We start from the raw sequence: 22,642 nt of genomic DNA on the forward strand, positions 1-22,642 counted from the left end.
GCGGGCTTAACGCTGTATCCACCAATGCTGCTTCCAGGCACGCATCACCCGCTCGGGGTACCAGGTTTCGCCGCGGCTGCCATTGTAACGTGCCAGGGCACGCGTCAGATCGCCGCGTTCCACTGCCAGATAGTGGGCCAGGATGGTGCTGCCGTAGCGAAGATTGAGCAGCGGGTCGAACAGGTCATCGGTGGGGCGCCCCAATTCGTTGATCCAGAACGGCATGATCTGCATCAGTCCCTGGGCACCGGCGGAGGAGACCGCCTGTTGCTGGAAGCCGCTCTCAACCTGAATGACGGCTAACACGATTTCCGGGGCCAGGCCGGCTAACTGGGCCTCCTGGTAGATGCGTTCCAGCATCAGCATGCGCGTGTCGGGATCGGGAACGAAACGCGCCAGGCGCGGCTCCATGGTGCTCAGCCATTGCCTGGACGCCCAGATCTGCGCCGCACTCGGTGCTTCGTCGAGTACACCGTCGAGGGTCGCACGCAGCCCAGGCGTTACGGCGTGGCGCGGCTCGGCCAGCGTTGCCGGGGCCGAGCAGCTCAGCGTTACCGCCAGCAGGACGGCCGCGGCGGGATTAGCGCGCGACCTTCTCACGCAGAAAGTCGATGATCTGGTCGGCTGGCACCATGGTGGGTGCCTCGTCGCGGCGGCCCTTGTACTCGAGCTCGCCGTTGTCGAGGCTGCGATCGCCGATGACCAGTCGATGGGGGATGCCGATCAATTCCTGGTCGGCGAACTTGACCCCAGGGCGGGTATCGCGGTCGTCGAGCAGCACGTCGAGGCCGACCGCACGAAGCTCCGCGTAGAGCCGCTCGCTGGTCTCGCGCACCCGCTCTGACTTGTGAGCGTTCATTGGCACTAGCATCACTTCGAAGGGGGCGATGGCGTCGGGCCAGATGATGCCGCCGGCGTCATGGTTCTGCTCGATGGCCGAGGCCACCACACGGGTCACGCCGATGCCGTAGCAGCCCATCCACGGATGGGCTGCCTTGCCGTTGGCGTCGAGCACCGTGGCATTCATCGCCTCGGAGTACTTCTTGCCGAGCTGGAAGACATGGCCGACCTCGATACCGCGCTTGATGGCCAGGCGGCCCTTGCCGTCCGGTGACGGGTCGCCTTCCACCACGTTACGCAGGTCGGCTACCTTGGGCAGTGCCACGTCGCGTTCCCAGTTAATGCCGAAATAGTGCTTGCCGTCGACGTTGGCGCCGGCGCCGAAGTCGCTCATCAGCGCCACGCTGCGATCGATGATGACCGGCATGTCGAGATTGACCGGTCCCAGCGACCCGGGGCCGGCACCTACCACGGCGCGGATCTGCTCCTCCGTGGCCATGCACAGCGGGGCGGCCACCTCGGGCAGGTTCTCGGCCTTGATCTCATTGAGCTCATGATCACCGCGCACCAGCAGGGCGATAAGACCGCCTTCGGCGGCCTCGACCATCAGTGTCTTGATGGTCTTCTCGATGGGCAGCCCGTGCTGCTCCACCAGGGCGGCGATGGTGCGGGCGTTAGGGGTATCGACAAGACGCAGTTCCTCGCCGGGGGCGGGGCGCTGGGCGTCACTGCCCAGCGGTGCCGGCAGGGCCTCGGCTTTCTCGATATTGGCAGCGTAGTCGGACTCGGTGGAGAACACGATATCGTCCTCGCCGGAGTCGGCCAGCACGTGAAACTCGTGGGAGCCGGTACCGCCGATCGAGCCGTTATCGGCCAGCACCGCGCGGAAATCGAGCCCCAGACGGGTGAAGATGCGCACATAGGCATCGTACATCACCTGGTAGGTATCGAGCAGCGAGGCCTCATCGACGTGGAAGGAGTAGGCGTCCTTCATGATGAATTCGCGGGAGCGCATCACGCCGAAACGCGGGCGGATCTCGTCGCGGAACTTGGTCTGAATCTGGTAGAAGTTGGCCGGCAGCTGCTTGTAGCTACTGATCTCCTTGCGCACCAGATCGGTAATCACCTCTTCATGGGTCGGCCCAACACAGTAGTCGCGCTGGTGACGATCCTTGAGACGCAGCAGCTCGGGGCCATACTGCTCCCAGCGGCCCGACTCCTGCCACAGTTCGGCGGGCTGCACGGCCGGCATCAGCACTTCCTGGGCGCCGGAGCGGTCCATCTCCTCGCGGACGATGCGCTCGACCTTGCGCAGGGTGCGCAGACCCAGCGGCAGCCAGGTGTAGAGGCCGGAAGTGAGGCGACGGATCATGCCGGCGCGTAGCATCAGCTGATGGCTGATCACTTCGGCGTCGGCGGGGGTTTCCTTGAGGGTCGAGAGCAGCAGTTGGGTGGCGCGCATGGGTCCGGCGTTTCCTTCCAGCATGGGGCGTGACATGAGTCGGCGTGCCGCGATGGCGGCGTTTGGGGCATTGTACGGTCAAGCGTGTGTGGCGGCAAAAAACCCCCTTTTCGACCTGTCCCGGCGCCCCTCGCCCCATTGGCTTTGCCGGCTAGCTATTACCTCAACACTTTGAGCCAGAACACCATCGGTTTATGGGTCTCCTCGGCGTCGCCGATATCCTTCCAGTGGAAGGTCGTAGCCAGTTCAGGGTGGCGTTCATAGCCCTGCGAGCGCCAGAAGCCATGGAGTGGCACGTAGTCGTATGGCTTCAATGGGTGGTCGTCGGGGCGCTCCACGGCGCAGAAGGCGGCGCTGGCAAAGCCCTCGCCGCGAGCATGCGCCTCGCGCTCGGCCATGAAGGCTTTGCCGATGCCGCGGCCTCGGTAGCTGGCTAGCAGCACCGACTCGCCGTAGTAGAACACGCTGCCGATATCGATGCCGGCCTGTTCGAACGGGGCGCGGAACTCGGCCAGGTCGTCGGTCAGCGGCATGCCGGTGGCTGCCCCCACCAGGGTATCGCCGTCGAAAGCCAGTACAAACAGACTGCGCGGGCAGTCGGCGTAACGGGCCAGGTAGTCGGCCTCGTAGTCGAGGTCGCCATCGTAGAGGTAGGGAAAATCGCGAAACACACGAATGCGCAGCTGCGCCAAGGCGTCGAGATGTGGGGCAATGGCGCGACCTTGGCAGGTACTCAGCGTGATGGTCGACATGTGCGCTTCCTCACGGCTTGCGTATTTCCTGTGCACGCTATCAGTCCGGCCACTGGCCGCCAATCCCGAGCGCGACCAGATGTGTGCCACAGGCGTCGCCAGGCGCAGACAGTCGGACTGTGATAGCCTTTACAACGTTCACGCAGGGGGAAACTTCGTAATGATAACAACCACACAGTCTGGCGTGCGCCGCTGGCTGGTGCGTCTGGCCGTCGTAGCCACTGCACTGGCGTTGGCGGGCTGTGGCACGCTGCTGCACCCAGAGCGCAAGGGGCAGGCCAGCGGCGACATTGACCCGCGGATTGCGCTGGCCAATGGGGTAGGCCTGCTGTTCTTCATCATTCCCGGCGTCGTGGCCTATGCCGTGGACTTCTCCAACGGCACCATCTATCTCCCTAGTGGCCATACCCAGGCACAGGTCGATAGCGTGTCGTTCGAAGAGGAGCTCGATATAGCGACGCTGGAGCTGATGCTGGCCGAGCACCTCGGCAAGCCGGTCGAGCTCGACCACGAGCTGCTGCTGGCCGAGCGGGTCGAGAGCCTCGATGAGGCGCTGGCGCTGGTGCGGATGTCAGGAGTCGACGACGCCGAACGGCTCGAGACGCTCTAGCGCCGACGACGGGCGTTGCCGATGCCCAGCATGGCCATGCCTGCCAGCAGGCCCCAGAAGGCGGCCCCGATCCCCAGTAGCGTGACGCCAGAAGCGGTGAACAGAAACGTTACCACGGCGGCGTCGCGCTGGCTGGCGTCTTCCACGGCCCCGGCCAGGCCGTTGCCGATGGTGCCCAGCAGCGCCAACCCCGCCAATGCCATGATCAGTGGCGCCGGGAACGCCGCAAACAGCGCGGTGACGGTGGCGCCGAAGATGCCCATGATCAGATACCCGACGCCGGCCGCCACGCCGGCAGTATAGCGGCGTGCGGGGTCTTCATGGGCCTCGCGTCCCATGCATACCGCGGCGCTGATGGCGGCGAGATTGAGCGCATAGCCGCCGAAGGGTGCCAGCGCCAGGGTGGCGGCCCCGGTCCAGCCGATCAGCGGAGAGCTGGGGGCGGAGTAACCGGCGGCGCGCAACACCGCGATGCCGGGTAGGTTCTGGGTGGCCATGGTGACCACAAACAGCGGTATGCCGATACCGATCAGCGTCGACAGCGCGAACTCGGGTGCGGTGAACACCGGCACAGTAGGGGTGAGACCTACGCCCGCCAGCGACAGCTGCCCCTGTCCCACGGCAACGCCGACCCCGACCAGCAGCACAGCGACGATAGCGTAGCGCGGGATCAGGCGACGGCTCAGCGCATAGGTCGTAAGCATCGCCAGTGGCAGCAGCCATTGCTGCTCCAGTGCCACGAACAGATCCATCCCGAAACGCAGCAGTACGCCCGCCAGCAGTGCAGCGGCCAGCGAGGCCGGTATGCGCTTGACCAGCGCGCCGAACAGGCCGGTGATGCCGCACAGGGTAATCAGTGCCGCCGAGAACAGGAAGGCGCCGATGGCCTGCGCCATGGGCACGCCGGGCAGGCTGGTGGCCAGCAGCGCGGCGCCGGGCGTCGACCAGGCGGTGAGCACCGGCATGCGATAGCGCAACGACAGCCCCAGCGAGGTCAGCCCCATGCCGATGCCCAGTGCCCACAGCCAGGAGCCGATCTGGGCCTCGGAGGCGCCTGCCGCCTCGGCAGCCTGGAAAATGATCACCGCCGAGCTGCCGTAGCCGATCAATACTGCCACCAGGCCAGCGGTGACGCTCGACAGGCTGATATCGCGCCACACGGAGCGTCCGACACTGGCATCGCGTCCCTGAATGAGCGGAGGATGTGACATCTGGGCTCCCAGTGTGATCATATGGTCGGTTGTGCGTTATAGCGTACAATGCGCAGCACCATACCATTCGTGCGCTATAACGCACAAGCAGTGTCAATCAGCCGTTACCAAGGAGCCACCATGCAGGACATTGCCGGGCATATTGCCAGCCGCCTCAAGGCGCTGCGTCAGGCGCGGGGCTGGAGCCTCGATCGCACTGCCCGGGCCACCGGGGTCAGCAAGGCGATGCTGGGTCAGATCGAGCGCGGCGAGTCGAGCCCCACCGTTGCCACGCTGTGGAAGATCGCCAGTGGTTTCGTGGTCTCCTTCTCGTCGCTGTTCGCTGCGCCCGGCGAAGTGGAGGCGGTGGGAGAGGCGCGCTGGGGACACGACGCGGCAGGCATGCAGGCGCGGCTGCTGTTTCCCTTCGACCCGCTGCTGGGCTTCGAGATGTTCGAGATCGAGATGGCACCCGGGGCCGTCAGTGCATCAGCGCCTCATGCCGCGGGTGTGGTCGAACATATCGTGGTGGTGGAGGGCACCCTGGGCTTGAGCGTCGACGGCGATCAGCGCAGGCTTGCCGCCGGGGAGGGGCTACGCTTCCATGCCGACCGCCATCATGAGATGGAGAACCTGGGAGATGGCGTGATGCGCTTTCACGACGTGATCCACTATCTGCCCGGTGCGGCTTCCGGCGAGTGACGTGGCAAGTCTGGTTAGACGGGCCCCGTCATCAGCAGTCGCAGGAGCAGCCCGAGGGCGAGGGTCGACGCTACGCTGAGCAGGGTGCCCAGCAGCACGTACTCGGTGAGCTTGCGATCCTGGGCGCTCTTCAGGTCGCCGAAACGCAGCACCGATTTGGCGGCCAGCAGGAAGCCCACTGCGGTCAGCTGGTCGAGCAGTACCAGCGTCAGCACCAGAAACCGCTCCAGCATACCGATGCGGGCACCGGCCTCGGCTAGCGTGCCGGGTGTCTCGAGCTGTTGGCTCCAGCGCCGCATGACCAGCCCGATCATGATCGACACGGGGCGGGTAATCAGCAGGTAGGCGACGATAAGCCCCAGGGTCTGTGCTGCCACCAACCACTCCAGCAGCATGGCCAGCGGCGCGGTGCTGCCGAGCCAGATCAGCCATACGGCGGCCAGTACCAGCAGATGAAGCGCCTGGTCGAGCAGGAACCAGCGTAGCTTGCCGGGAAGCTTCGCTTTGACCAGATCGATCAGCCAGTGACTGATGGCGACACCAGCGGCGCCGGCGAATGCCGCCAGCAGCCCCGGCGCACCCGGCATTAGCCGGAAGGCGACCAGCAGCACCACCGCGGTAAGGCAGGCGTGTACGCCGACGTGATGCAGCAGATGGCGCGAGCGGTGCTGGCGGCGTATGCGCTCCTCGACCCAGCGACGAGGCTGCAACACAAAGTCGCCGATGAGATGGGCCAGCACCAGCCCCAGCAGGAGCGACAGGTCGTTCGGGCTCATCGGCGTGCATCCTCGTCGACCAGGCGTGTTTCGAGATAGGCGAGGGTATCGCTGAGCAGAGGCCAGCGTGCCGCGCGCAGACGCTTGTGCACGCTGGGCTGGCGGATGCCAAGCTGCTCGGCCATGGCCTGCTGCGACGCTGCCTGCTCCAGGCTCAGGCAGACCACCTGCGCCGAGTAGCGCGACCAGTTGGCTACCATGTCGTCCAGGTAACGCGTCAGCAGGGCCAGGCTACCATCGTCCGCTTCATCGATCAGTGCTAACGAAAGCTGCATACCCTGCTTACTCAGCTCGTCCAGGTCTTGCCCGGAGCGCACGAAAGGCTCGCTGTCTGCGGTGGCAAGCCGGCGGCTGTCGGGCCAACTGGCCGGTCCGACAGCCACCGCAATGCGCGCATCCCAGCGCTGGTCGACCTCCGAATGCTCGATCAGCGCCGCACGCAGGGCGATAGCCACCTCCATGGCGGCAGTGGCCCGGGGAAGTGCGAGCTGGAAACCGTCGCCGCGGAAGCGTTCGCCACGACCGCCGTGGCGGCTTGCCAGTGCGGCCAGGGTAGCGTCCAGCAGTGCATAGAGTCGCTGGCGATCCTCGATCTTACGTGAATCGATCACGTCGCCGGTCAGTACGGCGATTCGCTGGGTCATGGCAGGCGTCCGGAGAAGCGTCGCCCTTATCATAGCCGAAAAAGGCTATTTGGCAAATTAATAACCCTAAAGGGCTATATTGCTTAATTATTGCCCTTTAGGGCTATTATCGCTCAGCGGGCTAGCTCCCGCATGGCTTCTTCCAGCCCCTCTAGGGTCATCGGATACATGCGGTCGTCGATCAGCTGGCGGATCAGTTGGGTAGAGTGGGTGATCTCCCAGGCGCGCGGCGGCATGGGGTTGAGCCAGGCCAGACGGGGAAACTTGTCCGTCAGGCGCTTGAGCCACACCGCGCCGGCTTCCTGGTTGAAGTGCTCAACGCTGCCGCCGGGGTGGGTGATCTCGTACGGCGACATGGCGGCGTCGCCGACGATTACTACCTGGTAGTCGCCACCGTAGGTATGCAGCACGTCCAGCGTCGGGATGCGCTCGGCGTGGCGCCGTGCATTGTTTCGCCACAGCCCCTCGTAGAGGCAATTGTGAAAGTAGTAGGCCTCTAGGTGCTTGAACTCCGAGCGCACCGCCGAGAATAGCTCCTCACAGGTGCGAACATGGTCATCCATGGAGCCGCCCACATCGAGTAGCAGCAGAACCTTGACGGCATTATGCCGCTCTGGGCGCATCTGCACGTTGAGCAGGCCACCGTCGCGGGCCGTCTCGCGGATGGTGGCATCGACGTCGAACTCCGCCGCCGCGCCCTGGCGGGCGAACTTGCGCAGCCGGCGCAGCGCCATCTTGATATTGCGGGTGCCAAGCTCGAGTGAGTCGTCATAGTCGCTGAAGCGTCGCTCGTCCCACACCTTCACCGCGCGGCGGTGGCGGGAGCCGTCCTGGCCGATGCGGATACCCTCGGGGTTGTAGCCATAGGCGCCGAAGGGGCTGGTGCCGCCGGTGCCGATCCATTTGTTGCCCCCGGCGTGACGCTCCTGCTGCTCCTCCAGGCGCTTCTTGAAGGTATCGATCAATTCCTCCAACCCGCCGAGGGACTCGATCCGGGCCTTCTCCTCTGCAGAGAGCTGTTTCTCGAACTCGCGGCGCAGCCAGTCGTCAGGAATCAGCGCCTCGATGGCGGCGTCGAGGTTCTCGAGGCCGTCGAACCAGGCGGCGAAGGCGCGATCGAAACGGTCGAAATGCCGCTCGTCCTTGACCATCACGGTGCGCGCCACCTGATAGAACGCCTGCATGTCGGCGAACACCACGCCGTGCTCGACCACGGCATGCAGGTCGAGCAGCTCGCGCAGCGACACGGGGACGCCGGTGCGCTTTAGGGTCTCGAACAGGCCGATGAACATCGTTCAGCGCCCCTTGCGACGCATCATGAAGGCCAGCCGCTCCAGCAGCTGGGTGTCCTGCTCGTTCTTGACCAGCGCGCCGGCCAACGGTGGAATCGCCTTGGCGGGATCGCGCTGATAGAGCGCCTCCCGGGCCAGCTCGTCGGCCATCAGCAGCTTGAGCCAGTCCACCAGCTCCGAGGTGGAGGGCTTCTTTTTCAAACCTGGGGCCTGGCGCAGCTCGAAAAACACCTCCAGCGCCTCGCCGACCAGCCTTGGTGCGATGTCGGGGAAGTGCACGTCGACGATGGCCTGCATGGTCTCGCGGTCGGGGAACTCGATGTAGTGGAAGAAGCAGCGGCGCAGGAAGGCGTCGGGCAGCTCCTTCTCATTGTTGGAGGTGATCACGATGATCGGCCGGTGGCGGGCGGCGATGGTCTCGCCGGTCTCGTAGACGTGGAACTCCATGCGATCCAGCTCCTGGAGCAGGTCGTTGGGGAACTCGATGTCGGCCTTGTCGATCTCGTCGATCAGCAGCACCACCCGCTCGTCGGCGCTGAACGCCTCCCACAGCTTGCCAGGCTTGATGTAGTTGGCGACGTTCTCGACCCCTTCGATACCGAGCTGGGAGTCGCGCAGGCGGCTTACCGCGTCGTACTCGTACAGGCCCTGGGCGGCCTTGGTACTGGACTTGATATGCCAGGTGATCAATCGGGTGCCCAGCGACGCTGCCAGCTCCTCGGCGAGCAGCGTCTTGCCGGTGCCCGGCTCGCCCTTGATCAGCAGCGGGCGCTCGAGGGTAACGGCAGCATTGACGGCCTGCTTCAAGGCGTCGGTGGCAATGTAGGAAGTGGTGGAGTCAAACGCCATGGGTGGGCCTCTATGGAGTCGGTCGTAGATTCAAACGAGTGTATCAATGTTGCTCGGCTTGCCGATAGGCCTCGACCAGCGTCGCCGGGTCGTGCTCACCATGGCCGCGGTTGGCGTGAGCGCGCAGCAGCTGGGCGGCCAGGCCGCTCATGGGGGTAGCACTGCCGCTGCGGCGACTCTGGGCGGTCGCCATATCGAGGTCCTTGAGCAGGGTACGCAGGTGCCAGGGCGGGTTGGCGAAGTCGCTCGATGCCATGCGCGGGGTGAGGATCTGGAACGGCTTGGAGTCGGCGAAGCCCCCGCTGAGTGCCTCGGTCAGACGGGTGGCATCCACGCCGCTGGCCTCGGCAAGCGACACCATCTCGGCCAGCACGGCCGCCTGGCAGCCCACCACCATTTGATTACACACCTTGGTGACCTGACCGGCGCCCACCGGGCCCATGTGGGTGACTCGAGCAGCGAGGGGGGCGAGCAGGGGGCGGATGGCATCGATATCGGCAGCGGCACCACCGGTCATCATCACCAGGCTGCCGGCCTCGGCGCCGGCCACGCCGCCTGAAACCGGGCAGTCGATCCAGTCCATACCGCAGGTCTGCTCGAGACGCTTGGCGAAGTCGCGGGTCGCCTCTGGGTCGCTGCTGGAGAAATCGATCAACTGCTGCCCGGGGCGGCCATGTGCCGCCACACCGTCTTCGCCGAACACCACGGACTCGACAGCCTCGGTGTTGGCCAGGCACAGCATCACCGCATCTACACGCTGAACCAGGTCGGCGACCGAGGCTGCCGCCCTGGCCCCGGCGTCGACCAGCGGGCGGGTCTTGTCCGGGGTGCGATTCCAGACTGTGACATCGAAGCCTGCCTCCAGCAGGCGGCGGGTCATGGGGTCGCCCATCAGGCCAATACCGATAAAGCCGAGACGGATGTCAGACATGGCATGCTCCTCACAGACAAAAGCCATAGCATGCGCGAAGGGGGCAGGAGCGGCAATCCGACACAGCGACCTGGCAGGTGGCCGTCAGACGGTATCAGCGCATGAGATCGGCGGCAGGCATGGCAATATGCACTGTTTGGGAAGCGAAAAGCAGTAGATGCGCCGAAGCAATGCATCAGGGTCAAAAAAAGCCCCTTTTTGGTGCAAAGCAGCACGAATGCTGTCGCGACAAGCCAACCCATGGCATGTCATTTTTATTTAACTCATTGAATATTAAGTGTATATGGGGAAGTTGGCCCAGCCTGTGCAATGTATAAGGCAGACAAACACAGACATCGGCGTTTCACGTTTCATCGCCTGAGTCGCAGCCACAACAAGGAGAACAACAGAAAAGAGCGCTGCGGATAGTGAAATGCCCACATCACCTCCATCGAGGTGATACACCGAGTGAGCTGGCGTGCTCCCCTGGTCCCCTTCGGGGGACCTTTTTTATGCATGAAGAAAAATCAGTGCAAGCGCCAACGGTACCGATGCCGGATGACGAACGATATTCACTTGGCGTCGTGGAGGTCGCGAGACAAGAACGGATTCAAGGTGCCGAGAAGCGCTACTGTCTTAATGGCAGGAGGGGAACAGGGGAGTAAAAAAGCTGGCGTACTTCCCGGGGCGAGCTGGCGAGCGCCCCTGATCCTTGGCGGACCTTTTTATGTTTTGTTCGGCGGCTTGTTCGAACGGAGGCTTGTTGTCATTGTGCGCTCTCAGTCGACGCACCAAGTGTGGTTGCCGGGGCGCCATGAAGCAATGCGACCATGGTTCAACGCTGCGACTGCAGAGTGGTGGGCGTTGCCAACTCACCGAACTGCAGCTCGGCGAGTTGGCGATAGAGCGGGCTGCTGGTGAGCAGTTCGTGATGGCGCCCCGCAGCAAGCAGTCGACCGTGGTCCATCACCAGCAGGCGGTCGGCGGAGATGACCGTGGCCAGCCGATGGGCGATAACCAGGCTGGTGCGCCCCTCCATCAGCGTATCCAGCGCCTGCTGCACCAAGCGCTCGCTTTCGGCATCCAGCGCGCTGGTGGCCTCGTCCAGCAGCAGCACGCGGGGATTCTTGAGCAGCGCCCGGGCGATCGCCAGGCGCTGGCGCTGGCCGCCGGAAAGCTGAACGCCGCCGGGCCCCAGTGGGGTATCGAAGCCCTGCGGCAGCGCCTCGATGAAACCGAGCGCGTTGGCGTCACCAGCGGCCTCGCGCAGCGCCGCATAGGGGGCATCCGCTTGGCCATAGCGCAGATTGTCGGCCACGCTGCCGCTGAATAGCACGGGCTCCTGAGAGACCAGTCCCAGCTGGCTACGCAGGGCGTGAGGATCCAGTCGCGCAAGATCGATGCCATCCAGCGTCAGGTAGCCGCTGTCGGGATCGTGGAAGCGCAGCAGCATCGACAACAGGGTGCTCTTGCCTGCACCGGAGGGGCCGACCAGCGCCACTCGCTCGCCGGCCGCGATGGTCAGCGTCAGCCGATCCAGTGCCGGGGTCTCGCGCCCCGGGTAGCAGAAGCTCACCGTATGCAAGCCGATCTCGCCGCGTAGCGGGGAGGGAAGGGGCGTTGGTGATGCCGGCGCCTTGATGAGGGGCTGCGTATCGAGCAGCTCGAGTAGCCGTTCCGCGGCGCCGGCCGCACGCTGGACGTCGCCGGCGACTTCGGCGAGGGTGGCCACGGCGCCGGCCGCGAGGACGGCATAGAACACGAACGCCGACAGCTCGCCGGGGCTCAATGTGCCCGCCAGCACGGCCTGGCCTCCCTGCCATAGCATGATGCCCACGGCGGCAAACACGGCCAGCATGGCAACGGCGGTGAGCCATGCCCGCTGCCGAGTGCGTACGATCGCTGTGCCGAAGGCGTCCTCGACGCGTTGGCCATAGGCCTGTTGGTCGATAGCCTGGTGATTGAAGGCTTGCAGGGTGCGAATACCTCCCAGGGCTTCACCGGCGTAGCGGCCCAGTTCAGCCACGCGGTCCTGGCTCGAACGCGACAGGCGCCGTACCCGCCGTCCGAACCATAGGATTGGCAGCAGCGTGGCGGGGATGCCGAGCAGTACCAGGGCCGACAGCCAGGGTTGGGTGATCAGCATCAGCGCCACGGCGCCGATCAGCATGACGGCATTGCGTAGCGCCATCGAAACCGACGAGCCAAACAGGCTTTGCAGCACGCTGGTGTCCGCGGTAAGACGCGAAGTGATTTCACCGGCGCCGTGGTCGCTGCGTACGGCACTCTCGAAGAACCCGGGCTCGAGGGTCAGCAGGTGGTCGAAGACTTGCCGTCGCAGGTCGGCGGCGAGCCGCTCGCCGATCCAGGTCACCAGGTAGTAGCGCAGTGCCGAGGCGGCGGCCAGTACGGCGACCACCGCCAGCATCAGCATAAGGGCGCGGTTCAGACTGGCGCTATCGGACGCCATGAAGCCCTGATCGATCACCAGGCGCAGGCCCTGCCCCAGCAGCAGGACGCTGCCTGAGGCGACCAGCAGGGTCAGCGCGGCTAGCATCAAGCGCACGCGATAGGGGTGCAGCAGGGCGAGCAGCCGCAGCAGAATGCGTGGATCGGGTTGGGACGACATCGGGATAATCCAGGCCGGTGACAGACAGCATCACCTTATCAGCTGCCGGCTTCGATGGCTCATGCCTCAACGGCGGTCAGCGAGGTCGGCGGAGCGACCACTACCTGATTACGACCGCGCGCCTTGCCAGTGTAGAGGGCCAAGTCGGCACGCTGCAGGGCGTCGTCCAGCGTCGTTTCATCGGCGTACAGCAGGCTGATGCCCACCGTCACCGATAGCCTGATCGGCATGGTTGCAGCGTTCAGCAACAGCTCGCTGACTTGCTGGCGCAGGCGTTCGGCAATGACGGTAGCGATATTCAGAGGTGCATCGGGCAGCGCGACGATGAACTCCTCTCCACCATAACGGCCGATGATATCGGTATCACGCAGTGCCGCTTGGCAGCTGGCGGCGACCGCGATCAGGGCCTGATCGCCAATGCGATGACCGTGACTGTCGTTGAGTTGCTTGAAGTGGTCGATGTCGATCATGAAAAGCGCCAGCGGCGTGGCGTTGCGCCGAGCGCGCCGCAGCTCGCGTTCGGCGAGCTCGAAGAAGTGGCGTCGATTGTGCAGGCCGGTGAGATGGTCGGTGCTGGCGCTATGCCGTAGCTGACACTCGAGCTGTCGCCGCTCGTCGATTTCCGCCTGCAGGCGTCGATTGGTGTCGCGCTCCTCCTGCAACGATAGATACTGTTGCCGTTGCAGGCGGTTGAGGCGTAGTTGGGTGATGCCTCCGATCAGGTTGACGACCCCGAGCAGTAACAGGTTGGTGGTCAGTACGCTTATGGGGGCCGGCGTCCAGAGCAGCACGGCGGCGGTGAAGCCGGCGATCAGGTAGGCATTCCACACCAGTACCCACGGCAGGCGGTTGGGCACCAGCAGATACAGCGCCATACTGACCACCAACACCGAGGTAAGGTGCGTGCTGAAACCGCCTGGTCGTAGCGGAATGGTCAGCAGCAATCCGCTGATGGCTATCAGGCAGATCAGGTTGATCGGCAAGCGGCGGTGCGCCAGCCGCGGCTGGCGATGGACTGCGATGGCCAGTAGGATGCAGCTCGCGGCGACTGTTATGCGCATCGCCATCAGCCATATGAAAGGGCGTTCGGTGCCCATCAGCGCATGATCGGCGAACCCGAACAGCAGGAAGAGTGCCGCGGCGAGCAGGGCAGCATGCTGCATCTGACAAGCATCGTGGCCGAGCGTGGTGCGGCGATAGCGTGATTCCAGCTTAGGGTCATCGAACTCGGCCCACGCTGTGAACTTTGCCACTGACGGTATCGTGGTTAGGCTGACCGACATTGCCACATCCTTGGGGCGGCCTGCCGTGGGCTGGCCCTCCCGTTCCCTTGCTGCAGTTAGCATTATTTTAGTCGTACCCGAGCGACGAGTTACCGCGCCATCTGGGGACGCATAAGCAAGCATGGCAGGTCTTGCGCCGGTCGCCAGAGGGTGTCTACCAATGTCCTATTTTGCCTACAAGCTGTGTAAGAGATTGCCTACAAAGCAGGTGTTAGGCGGCAGTACCAGAGGAGTCATGCCCGTGGTAGATAGGTGGTTGTTCGTTAAGTCAATTCCAGTCTCCGGCATCGCTGGAGGGCCGCCTTGACGTCTCATGCACAACGCTTTGACAAGCTGAGCAGGCTGCTGGGTGAGTGGCAGTCGCTGTGGCGGTCGGTCCCGTTTCATCAGCACACGCCTGACTGGGCGACGACACACCCGGCGCTGTTCGAGGCCGCCATGAGGCTTGATGATGCTGGCTTGGAGGAACTGCGCGATGACGATCCCTATGTGTCGGTTGTCAGCCTGGCGCGACATCCGCTTGCGGAGTATCTACCACTGGACCAGCTTGCTGCCCTGTGCGAGGTGCCAACAGTATCGACGCCGAGGTCGTCGCTGCCCGCGTCATGGGGTGTGCATGTAGGTGGCCGAAAGTGGCGACAGATCGAGGCCTTTGTGCCTCACGTGCCGTGTGATCCTGGCGCACACCTAGTGGAGTGGTGTGCGGGCAAGGGGCACTTGGCACGGGCCTTGAGCAGCCTGCACCACCAGGCGGTGACGGCGCTGGAGTGGCAGCCGGCGCTGTGCCGGGACGGGAAGCAGTTGGCTGCTCGCCAGGGGGCACGAGTCACCATGGTCGAGCAGGATGTGATGGCGACTTCGGCGGCGGACAGGCTGAGTGCCTCGAGCCAGTTGGTGGCACTGCACGCCTGCGGCGATCTGCATGTGCGATTGCTCGCGCTGGCTGCCGAACGCGGCGCTGGCGTGACCTTGGCGCCGTGTTGTTACCAACGCACCGCCGCCGCGCACTACCGGCCGCTGTCCACCATGGGTCGAGCCCTGGTGGAGCGAGATGGCTTGGTCTTGCCACGCGATACGCTGGCGCTGGCGGTACAGGAAACCGTGACGGCGCCACGGCAGGTGCGTCGTCAGCGGCGGCGCAACAGTGCCTGGCGGCTGGCCTTCGATCTGCTGCAGCGCCAGTCGCGTGATGTGGATAGCTACCTGCCGGTGCCTAGTCTCGCCTATGGTCGCATGCCGCCGACCCTGGCCGAGTTCTGTGCCTGGGCGGCTGAACGCAAGGGGGTGACGCTACCGGTGCGGATCGACTGGGCCGCGCTCGAGGCGCGCGGCTGGCAGCGCCAGGCCGAGGTCGAACGGCTGGAAGTGGTGCGTCAGCTGTTTCGTCGGCCGCTGGAACTGTGGCTGGTACTCGACCGGGTGTTGATGCTCGAAGAGGCAGGGTATCGGGTCTCCCTCGGTACCTTCTGCCAGCGGCAACTGACGCCACGCAACCTACTGATTCAGGCGGTTCCGCATGGGGAGTATCAGGCATCAACCACCCGGGGGGCGCCATGAGCCAGGATGCATCACCAACAGTCGAGCAGTCGCGCCTCGCCGAGACGCCATTGCAGCCATTCTCGCCGCGCCTGGCGCCCTGCCTGGCACTGCACAAGGCGGTTAGCTGGTTGCTGGTGGTACTGGCGTTGACGTGGATGCCGCTGGGGGAGTCAGAGTTGCTGGCATGGCGCGTCTGGTTGGTGGCGGGTGCTGCTGGGCTCGGGGCACTGGGGGTGGCACTGGCCTGGTGCGAGGCGCGGCGGCGAGCCTATGCGCTGCGCGAGCATGCTCTCGTTCAGCGTCGTGGACTGCTGGTGCAGCGGCTGCAGGCGCTGCCCTTGGCCCGTCTTCAGCATATCGAGACGCGCAGCAATCCGCTGGAACGCTGCTTCGGACTGGTCCGTCTGGCGTGTTTTACCGCCGGGGGGCGTAGCGCTGACGTGGTGCTCGAGGGGCTGTCGCCGGCCAGCGCCGATGCGCTCAAGCAGCAGCTGTTAGCGCGCCTGCATGCCAATGCGGAGGAGACCTCGGCGTGAATCGCGAATGGCTTGGGGAGTGGCAGAGGCTGTCGCCCTGGGCGATGCTATCGCTACTGCTGATGCAGGCGGCGGAGCAAGGCCGCCAGCACCTGCCGCTGCTGTTGGGGGCCGGTGCCGGCCTGACGTTGCTCGATGCGGTCGGCTGGCGCGAGCTGCTACTGGCGGGCGCCGCGGGGCTTTTCCTGGCGCTGCTGCTGGCCTGGCGCTACTACCTACGTTTTCGCTTTCGTATCGAAGAGGACGTGTTGGTGGTGCACCAGGGGCTGTTCGAGCATCGTGAATTCAAGCTCGCCGCACGCCATGTGCAGCAGATCGCTATCCGTCAGCCGCTGCATATGCGTCCTTTTGGGGTCGTCGAGTGGCAGGTGGTGCCGATGGCCGGTGATGCCGCGCGCATCATCCTGCCAGGCATTCGTCAGTCCACCGCCGACGCGCTCAGCGCGCGTTTGGCGCCCGCCATGCCAGCGCCGGATACGGTACAGCCGCCGCACTATGCCGTCACCGTTAAGGGACTGCTGTTACACGGCCTATCGAGCCGCTCGGTGATAGTGGCCGCGGCGATGCTGTCACCGCTGGTCAGGCCGCTCGAGCGCTGGCTGCACGATGCGGCGCCGTCCCTGGCGCTTGGCGACTGGCTGCCAAACGCGCCGCTGCTGCTTGCCGCGCTGGGTACGCTGGCGCTGTTTACGCTATTGATGCTGCTGTCGATCATCGCCACCGTATGGCGCTACTTTGGCTTTCGTCTGGTCGATGATGGTGGCCGCCAGATTCAGACGCGTGGTTTGCTGCAGCGTCAGCGGCAGAGTCTCACCCTCGAGCGACTGCAGGTCGTCGAGTGGGTCGAAACCGGTCTCGGGCGTCTGCTCGGCTGCGGCTACTTGATCTGTCATCAGTTTGGCGGTGCTGTCGATGAGGATCGCCGTTTCGTGGTGCCAGGCATCATCGATGGCAAACAGCGTGAGCTGCTCCCGGCGTTCTGGCCAGGTGTGACCTGGCCCGCTGAGTGGCTCGCCGTCTCACGCTATTACCAACGGGTGCTGCTGCTACGCGGCGGACTCCTCGCGGTGCTGCTGCTGGCCGGCGGTGGGGCGCTGCTGGGCGACGCCTTGACTGCCTGGCAGTGGCTGTTGCTGGGCGGTGTGCTGATGGCGCTGGTCGTGCTCGGTGCTCATCGTCGCTGGCGCTGCCAGGGCTGGGCGCACAGCGGCGGGTATCTGTGGGTGCGGCATGGGCTGCTTGGCAGGCGCACGCATGTCTTTGCGCTGCACAAGGGGATCTCCGTGGACGTTCGCCAGAGCTGGCTGCAGCGCCGGCGTGGGCTTGCCACGCTGCACCTGCATCTTGCCCATGGGCGAGTCGCGCTGCCATTCATTGAGCATGCCACGGCGTTGCTGTTGGCCGACGAACTGCTGGCAGCGTGCGGCCCGAGCTCAGTCGTCGAAATCCCAGGCCAGGTCACGCCCTAGGGACCAGCGGCCGCTGTCGAGGGTGGCGCCTTCGGCGTCCTGCACTACGTAGCTGTACTGCCCCTGGTGGCGCAGCGTCCCAGCCAACATGCCCAGGCCGCGTTGGCTATCGGCGCTGAGCACGACCAGAGGCCTGTCAGGATGGTGCCACATGCGTGCCGCGCCGCGGCGGATAACCCCTGGCATTGCCTCCAGGCCGTGCTCTGCCAGCCAGGCGTCCACGTCGTCGCTGAGCCCCACGAGCAGTCGAAGCCTACCCTCGTCGTCGTCCCTGGCTGCGGTGGCGGCACCGGGCCGTTGCCCGAGGAGCTGATGGGCCAGCGATTCGCTGCCCGGGCTAACCGCGATGACGTCGACATCGGTTGCCAGTATCAGTGCGCGCAGGGTCGCTGGCGGTGCCTCGAGCTGGCGCAGTACATTCATCCCTGGATCGATCTGCATGCTCAGCGGGCGCTCGTCGAGATCGAAGGCCAGGCGCTGGCGAGCCTCGTCCAGCACGAGCGTGCGCTGCACTTCGCCGGCCTGTGTCGCGATGACCAGGGGCAGGCGCAGTGGCCAGGGCGCGGCGTCTCCCTGCTGACGCAGCGCGATCTCGAGCTGCCATCGATCTTCCTGCAGCGAGCGCCGAGCGTCGTCGAGGATGATCCGTGGACGACCAGGCTGGGTTAGCCAGGCGGTGAAAAACGCCTCCAGCGAGGTATCGGCGGCTTCTTCGAAGGCGGCCTGCAGGTCGTCCCAGCCGGCTTCGTGGAACATGTGCGTTGCGACGACCTGGCGCAGGGCGCGGTCGAAGGCGTCATCGCCAATCTTGTGGCGCAGCATATGCAACATCATGGCGCCGTGCTGGTAGCCGATCAGTCGCGCGGTGGGATCGCGACCGCCGCGAAAGGCGCTTAGTGGCTGCTCACGATCGGGGGGCAGTGCGGCGAGATCGGTGAGCCAGCGGGTACGGGTGTCGAGGGCTTCGCCACGCAGCTCATCCAGGTGGTAGTCGGCCAGGTAGGTGGTCACTGCTTCCGACCAGTTGCCTGTCTGGTAGTCGACCCGTATCCCGGTTCCCCACCAGGCGTGCATCAGTTCGTGGGCCAGCGAGGTGCGGGGAATAAAGGGCAGGGGGATGACCCGCTCGCCGAGCAGGGTGAATCCGGCAAAGGCCAGGCCCACCGGCTCCGGGGTGGTGGCCATGGTGAAGCTGTCGAAGGGGTAGTCGCCGAGGCGCTGTTCGAACATCGCCAGGTAGCGAGCGGCATGCTCCAGATAGGTCTCGCCAAAGGCGTCGTCCAGGGCGCCGGGGAACAGCGTGCGTAGACGCACCTCGCCGACATCGCGCTCGCGAAGTTGCCAGGGGCCGGCAGCGACCTCGATGCTGGCGCTGCGTGGATGATGATAGCCCTCGCGGGTGGCGTCGCTTTTGTCGCGGTCTCCCTCTTCGATGACCAGCGAACCGCTGGCCACGCCGCGTTGGCCGGGAGGTAGCTCAAGCGTCAGCGACAGCGAGAATGGCGGCTCGAGCAGCGACGGGTACCAGCCGGCGCCGCTGGGTAGAAAACTGCCGGCTTCGCTGAGGCGCAGCCCGCGCTGCTGCTGGGCAGGCTCGAGTCGGCCCTGCCAGTGCAGCAGGCGGCGTTCGCCGTCGCGCTCATCCAGGGTGATCTCTAGTCCGGGGAGCAGGTTGATGTCGGTGGCGCCCGGCGCGGGGCTAAGTTCGAGCTCACCGCGCAAGCTGGCGTTGGCCGGATCCAGCCACAGCCGCATCGTCTTGTGCGCTAGCTCCTCGGCGACGGCGACTCCGCTTAGCAGCATGCACAGGCCGCCCAGCAGGGCGAATGCAAAGGCGGGGCGCTGGCTAAGGCGGACCATGGCGAGCTTAGTGTCGCGCCGGGAAGCGCGCCAGCACTTCCTCGAGGCTGCCGTCGCGTGATACGCCCAGCGGTAGTAGTGTGCCCGGGGGCTGGTCGCGTACCACGGCAATCAGCTCGCCTGGATTGGCAATGCGACGCCCGGCTGCCTCGACGATCACGTCGCCGCTGGCCAGCCCGGCATGCTCGGCAATCGAGTCATCGCCTACCGCCTGAATCAGTACGCCATCCGCGTGGGTTTCGATCATCACCCCCAGGCGCAGCGGAGTCGCGGGTTCGAAAGCGTCCTCATCGCCGAGCGCGTAGAGGGCGTCGGCCAGCCCCTCGGGTGGCTCGCACTGGCCGTTGGGTTGCCAGGGCAGCAGGGTCTGCTGCGATGTGATCCCGAGGTCGGCCAACTGGTGGGGGACGCCGTGACCGTAGGCCAGATGCCCCTGGCCGATCAGTGCCACCAGCAGCGGAGTGTCGTCGACGTGTGCCGCGAGTGCCTCGGCGATGCCCTCGGCCATGGCTCGGTCCCAGGCCAGCTGGGCGGCGATAAAGCGTTCCAGGCCGCTGTCCGAGGTGTCGTCGTCGGTGCTGCCGACGGGGTGCTGGACGAATACCGCTTCAAGCCGTTGGCGATAGGCTGCCTGTGGTGCGGCTGGTGGCGTGAGATGATGGCGTTGGTCGGCGGGGACGCTGTCCCACCCTTCGTGCGCCAGCCGTTGGCGAAGCTCGGGCAGGATGTTCAGAGCCACCAGCGGGATCTGCTGCATGCGCGCAAAGTGCAGGATCGGCAGGTACAGGCCGGGATCGTGGCCCCAGTGCGCATGCCAGTCGCTGCGCTCGAGGAACTGCGCTTCGCTGAGTTCGCCAGCCACCCAGGCATCCAGTGCCGGCTGCGACTCACGTGGCAGCATCTCGAGCCCGATCAGCAGGCCATCGTGATGGCCATGCAGGCCCGAGAGCGTATGCAGCTGCCAGCGGTGGTGGGCGAGTCGATCATGCTGCTCGCCGAGCATGACAACGCTCTGGTCGGCGAGATCCCGCATCATCGTCGCGTTGGTGGCGTAGTGTCCATCGTCGAGTCGCCACTCGCCTGGGACGGGGCAAGCCTCGGCCAGGGCCGTCTGCGGGATCAAGAGGCTTGCGGCGATAAGCAGCGTGGGCAGAGACAAGCGGCGTAACGGCATCGAAGACTCCTGGCAGCGATAGCCCAGTAAAGACAACGCCAAGGCTGAGACAATTCCCGCGGCACCGCAATCCTAGAACAGGCTCATGCGCGTCATCACCCCGTCGCGGCGAATCAGCCAGTGGTAAAGCGCCCCGCAGATGTGTAGCACCACCAGGCCGAGGATGACCCAGCCGAGCCAGCCGTGCCAGACGAACAGTTGCTGGGACAGTGCCTCGTTCTCGCCGACCAACCCGGGCAGATTGAACTGGAAGAACTGCACCGGGAAGCCGCCGGTCGCGGTGGCCAGCCAGCCCAGCACCGGCATGGCCAGCAGTGCCACGTACAGCAGGTGATGGACGGCAGTGCTGAGCACGTGCTGGAAGGGGGGGAGTGGGGGCTCATGTACGGGAACGACGTAGATTAGACGAGTGATCAGCCTCGCCGTCATCAGACCCAGCATCATCACCCCAGCAGTCTTGTGCAGGGTGTAGAGCGTATCCGTGCCGGCCCGCCCGAGGCGCTCCATGGCCCCTTCGAATCCGAGAAACCCCAGCGTCAGGCCACTGCTCAGCGAGAACAGCAAGACCACTGCCACGCCCCAATGGAGCAGGCGGTGCGGGTAGGCGTAGCGATCTATCATGGAAACTCCTCATGGCTGGGTACGGCATCGCTTTATCAGCGTAGCCGATCTGCATGGTTTCCATGCTAACTCGTCGAGGGAGGAAAAAATGTCGCTAAAACACTAGACCAAGGTCTAGCCGATTGCGCAACCTTGTCGATTGACAGCAATGGAGGGGAGAACTAGGCTGAATGATGAAAGTTACCGGTAACATTGCAGTGCATAATACCGTTGCCGGGCAACGTTTCCGACGCCGTTACGTTCTCGCTTCGACCACTGTGCTTGCCATAGAATCGAGCGCATCCGAAGTCAACGCAAGGCGGCTTTCTGGCCATTTTCCTGTGCCATCAGGCATGCGTCATATGGCCACTACAACAAAGCATCATACAATGGAGACTCACGCCATGACTCCTATCTGGCGCACTACGCTCACGCTGGCCGGCGCGGCCACACTTTCTGTCAGCATCGCTCACGCCCAGACCCCTGATCTCTCCGAGCCGCCTGCCATTGACGGCGATGTCGTCGGTGATCACGGTAGCGTCACCCTGCGCATGGGGATTGGTCTGGCCGAAACTTCGCCACAATACCTTTCCAGTCAGTACTTCGCCGATATTCTCGACCAACGCAGCGAGGGTCGTATCAGCGTCAATATCTTCCCCAACAGCCAGTTGGGTGACGATGTGCAGATGATGGAGATGCTGCAGACCGGCTCGCTGGACATGACCTACCCGTCGAGCTCACCGGCCACTACCTACGTCGAAGAACTGGCGGTGTTCGATCTGCCGTTCCTGCTGCCGACCCGCGAGGCGGCCATCGCAGTGCTCAATAGTGAAGTCGCCCAGTCGATGCTCGATGGCTTCGACGGCACTGGCATCAAGGCGCTTGCGTTCTCCGAAAATGGCTTCCGCCAGCTCTCCAACAGCGCGCGGGAAGTCGCCAGCCCGGAAGACGTGGCTGGTCTCGATGTGCGCGGCCTGTCGGTGCGCACCATGGAGAACCCGGTACACCTGTCGATCTGGGAGACCCTCGGGGCCAACCCCACGCCGATGGCCTTCGGCGAGCTGTTCTCGGCCATGGAGCAGGGCGTGGTTGACGGTCAGGAGAACCCCTGGAGCACCATCCTCACCTCCAACTTCCATGAGGTGCAGGACTACGGCTCTGAGACCCGCCACGTCTACACGCCGTTCATCAAGATGATTTCCGAGCGCACCTGGGATCGCCTCGATGCCGAGTATCAGGAGCTGATCCAGGAAGCCGCCCTTCAGGCAGCGGAATACGAGATCCAGCTGGCCACCGAGTATGACGACTGGTCTCGTAATCAGCTCGAAGAGCGCGGCATGCAGATCACCCGCCTCGACGATGACCAGATCGCCGCCTTCCAGGAGGCCGTGCAGCCGGTCTACGACGAGTGGGCACCGCGCATCGGCGAGGACCTGGTCGCCGAGATCCAGCAGATCGTCGAAGACACCATGAACGACTAAGGCGTCTGCCCTCGGGCATCCCATGAGTCAGACGCGGGGCAGCA

20 protein-coding genes are annotated in these 22,642 nt (G+C 64.8%); 6 read left to right on the forward strand and 14 right to left on the reverse strand.

What is annotated here, in order from left to right; genetic code table 11:
- Positions 1-6: 6 nt before the first annotated feature.
- The 3 genes from BLT16_RS17430 to BLT16_RS17440 all read right to left on the reverse strand — a co-directional run bounded on the left by BLT16_RS17430 (position 7) and on the right by BLT16_RS17440 (position 3,054).
- Positions 7-600 (reverse strand): transglycosylase SLT domain-containing protein, encoded by a 594-nt coding sequence (locus BLT16_RS17430; protein ID WP_422717935.1) that lies wholly within the window; start codon positions 598-600, stop codon positions 7-9.
- On the reverse strand, positions 581-2,302 hold the full coding sequence (locus BLT16_RS17435; RefSeq protein ID WP_089659870.1) for a proline--tRNA ligase: 1,722 nt from the start codon (positions 2,300-2,302) through the stop codon (positions 581-583). Before BLT16_RS17435 ends, BLT16_RS17430 begins: the two co-directional genes overlap by 20 nt.
- 158 nt (positions 2,303-2,460) lie before the next feature.
- The gene (locus tag BLT16_RS17440) at positions 2,461-3,054 is read right to left on the reverse strand and encodes a GNAT family N-acetyltransferase (protein ID WP_089659871.1); all 594 of its coding nucleotides are present in this window, start codon (positions 3,052-3,054) and stop codon (positions 2,461-2,463) included.
- Positions 3,055-3,214: 160 nt separating this feature from the next.
- On the opposite strand from BLT16_RS17440, the gene BLT16_RS17445 reads away from it, so the two are divergent.
- Complete coding sequence (locus BLT16_RS17445) at positions 3,215-3,664, forward strand: hypothetical protein (protein WP_245701746.1); 450 nt, start codon at positions 3,215-3,217, stop codon at positions 3,662-3,664.
- Here BLT16_RS17445 and BLT16_RS17450 read toward each other — a convergent pair.
- Positions 3,661-4,875 carry a benzoate/H(+) symporter BenE family transporter gene (locus BLT16_RS17450; RefSeq protein ID WP_089659875.1) on the reverse strand — a complete coding sequence of 405 codons (1,215 nt, stop codon included), beginning with the start codon at positions 4,873-4,875 and terminating at the stop codon, positions 3,661-3,663. The two genes, BLT16_RS17445 and BLT16_RS17450, sit on opposite strands and share 4 nt — an antisense overlap.
- Before the next feature lie 120 nt (positions 4,876-4,995).
- Between BLT16_RS17450 and BLT16_RS17455 the strand changes: the two genes are divergently transcribed.
- The gene (locus BLT16_RS17455) at positions 4,996-5,556 is read left to right on the forward strand and encodes a helix-turn-helix domain-containing protein (protein ID WP_089659877.1); all 561 of its coding nucleotides are present in this window, start codon (positions 4,996-4,998) and stop codon (positions 5,554-5,556) included.
- 14 nt (positions 5,557-5,570) lie between these two features.
- Here BLT16_RS17455 and BLT16_RS17460 read toward each other — a convergent pair whose 3' ends face one another.
- From BLT16_RS17460 to BLT16_RS17490, 7 genes are all read right to left on the reverse strand, one after another.
- Complete coding sequence (locus tag BLT16_RS17460; RefSeq protein WP_089659878.1) at positions 5,571-6,332, reverse strand: DUF3307 domain-containing protein; 762 nt, start codon at positions 6,330-6,332, stop codon at positions 5,571-5,573.
- Positions 6,329-6,976: a hypothetical protein gene (locus tag BLT16_RS17465; protein WP_089659881.1), complete on the reverse strand. Its 648-nt coding sequence runs from the start codon at positions 6,974-6,976 to the stop codon at positions 6,329-6,331. The genes BLT16_RS17460 and BLT16_RS17465 overlap by 4 nt, the downstream gene beginning before the upstream one ends.
- A gap of 113 nt (positions 6,977-7,089) precedes the next feature.
- Positions 7,090-8,268: a vWA domain-containing protein gene (locus BLT16_RS17470; RefSeq protein WP_089659883.1), complete on the reverse strand. Its 1,179-nt coding sequence runs from the start codon at positions 8,266-8,268 to the stop codon at positions 7,090-7,092.
- A 3-nt stretch (positions 8,269-8,271) separates the two neighbouring features.
- Entirely contained in the window at positions 8,272-9,117 is an 846-nt protein-coding gene (locus tag BLT16_RS17475) for an AAA family ATPase (RefSeq protein WP_089659885.1), read from the reverse strand.
- A 43-nt stretch (positions 9,118-9,160) separates the two neighbouring features.
- Entirely contained in the window at positions 9,161-10,048 is an 888-nt protein-coding gene (locus tag BLT16_RS17480; RefSeq protein ID WP_176817269.1) for an NAD(P)-dependent oxidoreductase, read from the reverse strand.
- Between the two features lie 814 nt (positions 10,049-10,862).
- Complete coding sequence (locus BLT16_RS17485) at positions 10,863-12,656, reverse strand: ABC transporter transmembrane domain-containing protein (RefSeq protein ID WP_089659886.1); 1,794 nt, start codon at positions 12,654-12,656, stop codon at positions 10,863-10,865.
- A 59-nt stretch (positions 12,657-12,715) separates the two neighbouring features.
- Positions 12,716-13,909: a GGDEF domain-containing protein gene (locus BLT16_RS17490; RefSeq protein WP_176817270.1), complete on the reverse strand. Its 1,194-nt coding sequence runs from the start codon at positions 13,907-13,909 to the stop codon at positions 12,716-12,718.
- Between the two features lie 333 nt (positions 13,910-14,242).
- Here BLT16_RS17490 and BLT16_RS17495 point away from each other — a divergent pair, with 333 nt between their 5' ends.
- From BLT16_RS17495 to BLT16_RS17505, 3 genes are read left to right on the forward strand one after another with little or no spacing between them, the layout of a single operon-like run.
- A complete protein-coding gene (locus BLT16_RS17495; RefSeq protein ID WP_089659890.1) occupies positions 14,243-15,496 on the forward strand; it encodes a methyltransferase in 1,254 nt (417 codons plus the stop codon).
- Positions 15,493-16,014: a PH domain-containing protein gene (locus BLT16_RS17500; RefSeq protein ID WP_089659892.1), complete on the forward strand. Its 522-nt coding sequence runs from the start codon at positions 15,493-15,495 to the stop codon at positions 16,012-16,014. The genes BLT16_RS17495 and BLT16_RS17500 overlap by 4 nt, the downstream gene beginning before the upstream one ends.
- Positions 16,011-17,483, forward strand: coding sequence for a PH domain-containing protein (locus BLT16_RS17505; protein ID WP_089659894.1), 1,473 nt, complete (start codon positions 16,011-16,013; stop codon positions 17,481-17,483). The genes BLT16_RS17500 and BLT16_RS17505 overlap by 4 nt, the downstream gene beginning before the upstream one ends.
- On the opposite strand, the gene BLT16_RS17510 is transcribed toward BLT16_RS17505, so the two are convergent.
- The 3 genes from BLT16_RS17510 to BLT16_RS17520 form a co-directional block, all read right to left on the reverse strand.
- On the reverse strand, positions 17,448-19,286 hold the full coding sequence (locus BLT16_RS17510; RefSeq protein ID WP_143025089.1) for a M1 family metallopeptidase: 1,839 nt from the start codon (positions 19,284-19,286) through the stop codon (positions 17,448-17,450). The two genes, BLT16_RS17505 and BLT16_RS17510, sit on opposite strands and share 36 nt — an antisense overlap.
- A 64-nt stretch (positions 19,287-19,350) precedes the next feature.
- The gene (locus tag BLT16_RS17515) at positions 19,351-20,517 is read right to left on the reverse strand and encodes a ChaN family lipoprotein (RefSeq protein ID WP_089659899.1); all 1,167 of its coding nucleotides are present in this window, start codon (positions 20,515-20,517) and stop codon (positions 19,351-19,353) included.
- A gap of 72 nt (positions 20,518-20,589) precedes the next feature.
- Positions 20,590-21,138 carry a cytochrome b gene (locus BLT16_RS17520; RefSeq protein ID WP_089659900.1) on the reverse strand — a complete coding sequence of 183 codons (549 nt, stop codon included), beginning with the start codon at positions 21,136-21,138 and terminating at the stop codon, positions 20,590-20,592.
- A gap of 383 nt (positions 21,139-21,521) precedes the next feature.
- On the opposite strand from BLT16_RS17520, the gene BLT16_RS17525 reads away from it, so the two are divergent.
- A complete protein-coding gene (locus tag BLT16_RS17525) occupies positions 21,522-22,598 on the forward strand; it encodes a TRAP transporter substrate-binding protein (RefSeq protein ID WP_089659902.1) in 1,077 nt (358 codons plus the stop codon).
- Positions 22,599-22,642: the final 44 nt, after the last annotated feature.

Source organism: Franzmannia pantelleriensis (assembly GCF_900102875.1).
In the GTDB taxonomy this organism is placed as follows: Bacteria; Pseudomonadota; Gammaproteobacteria; order Pseudomonadales; family Halomonadaceae; genus Franzmannia; species Franzmannia pantelleriensis.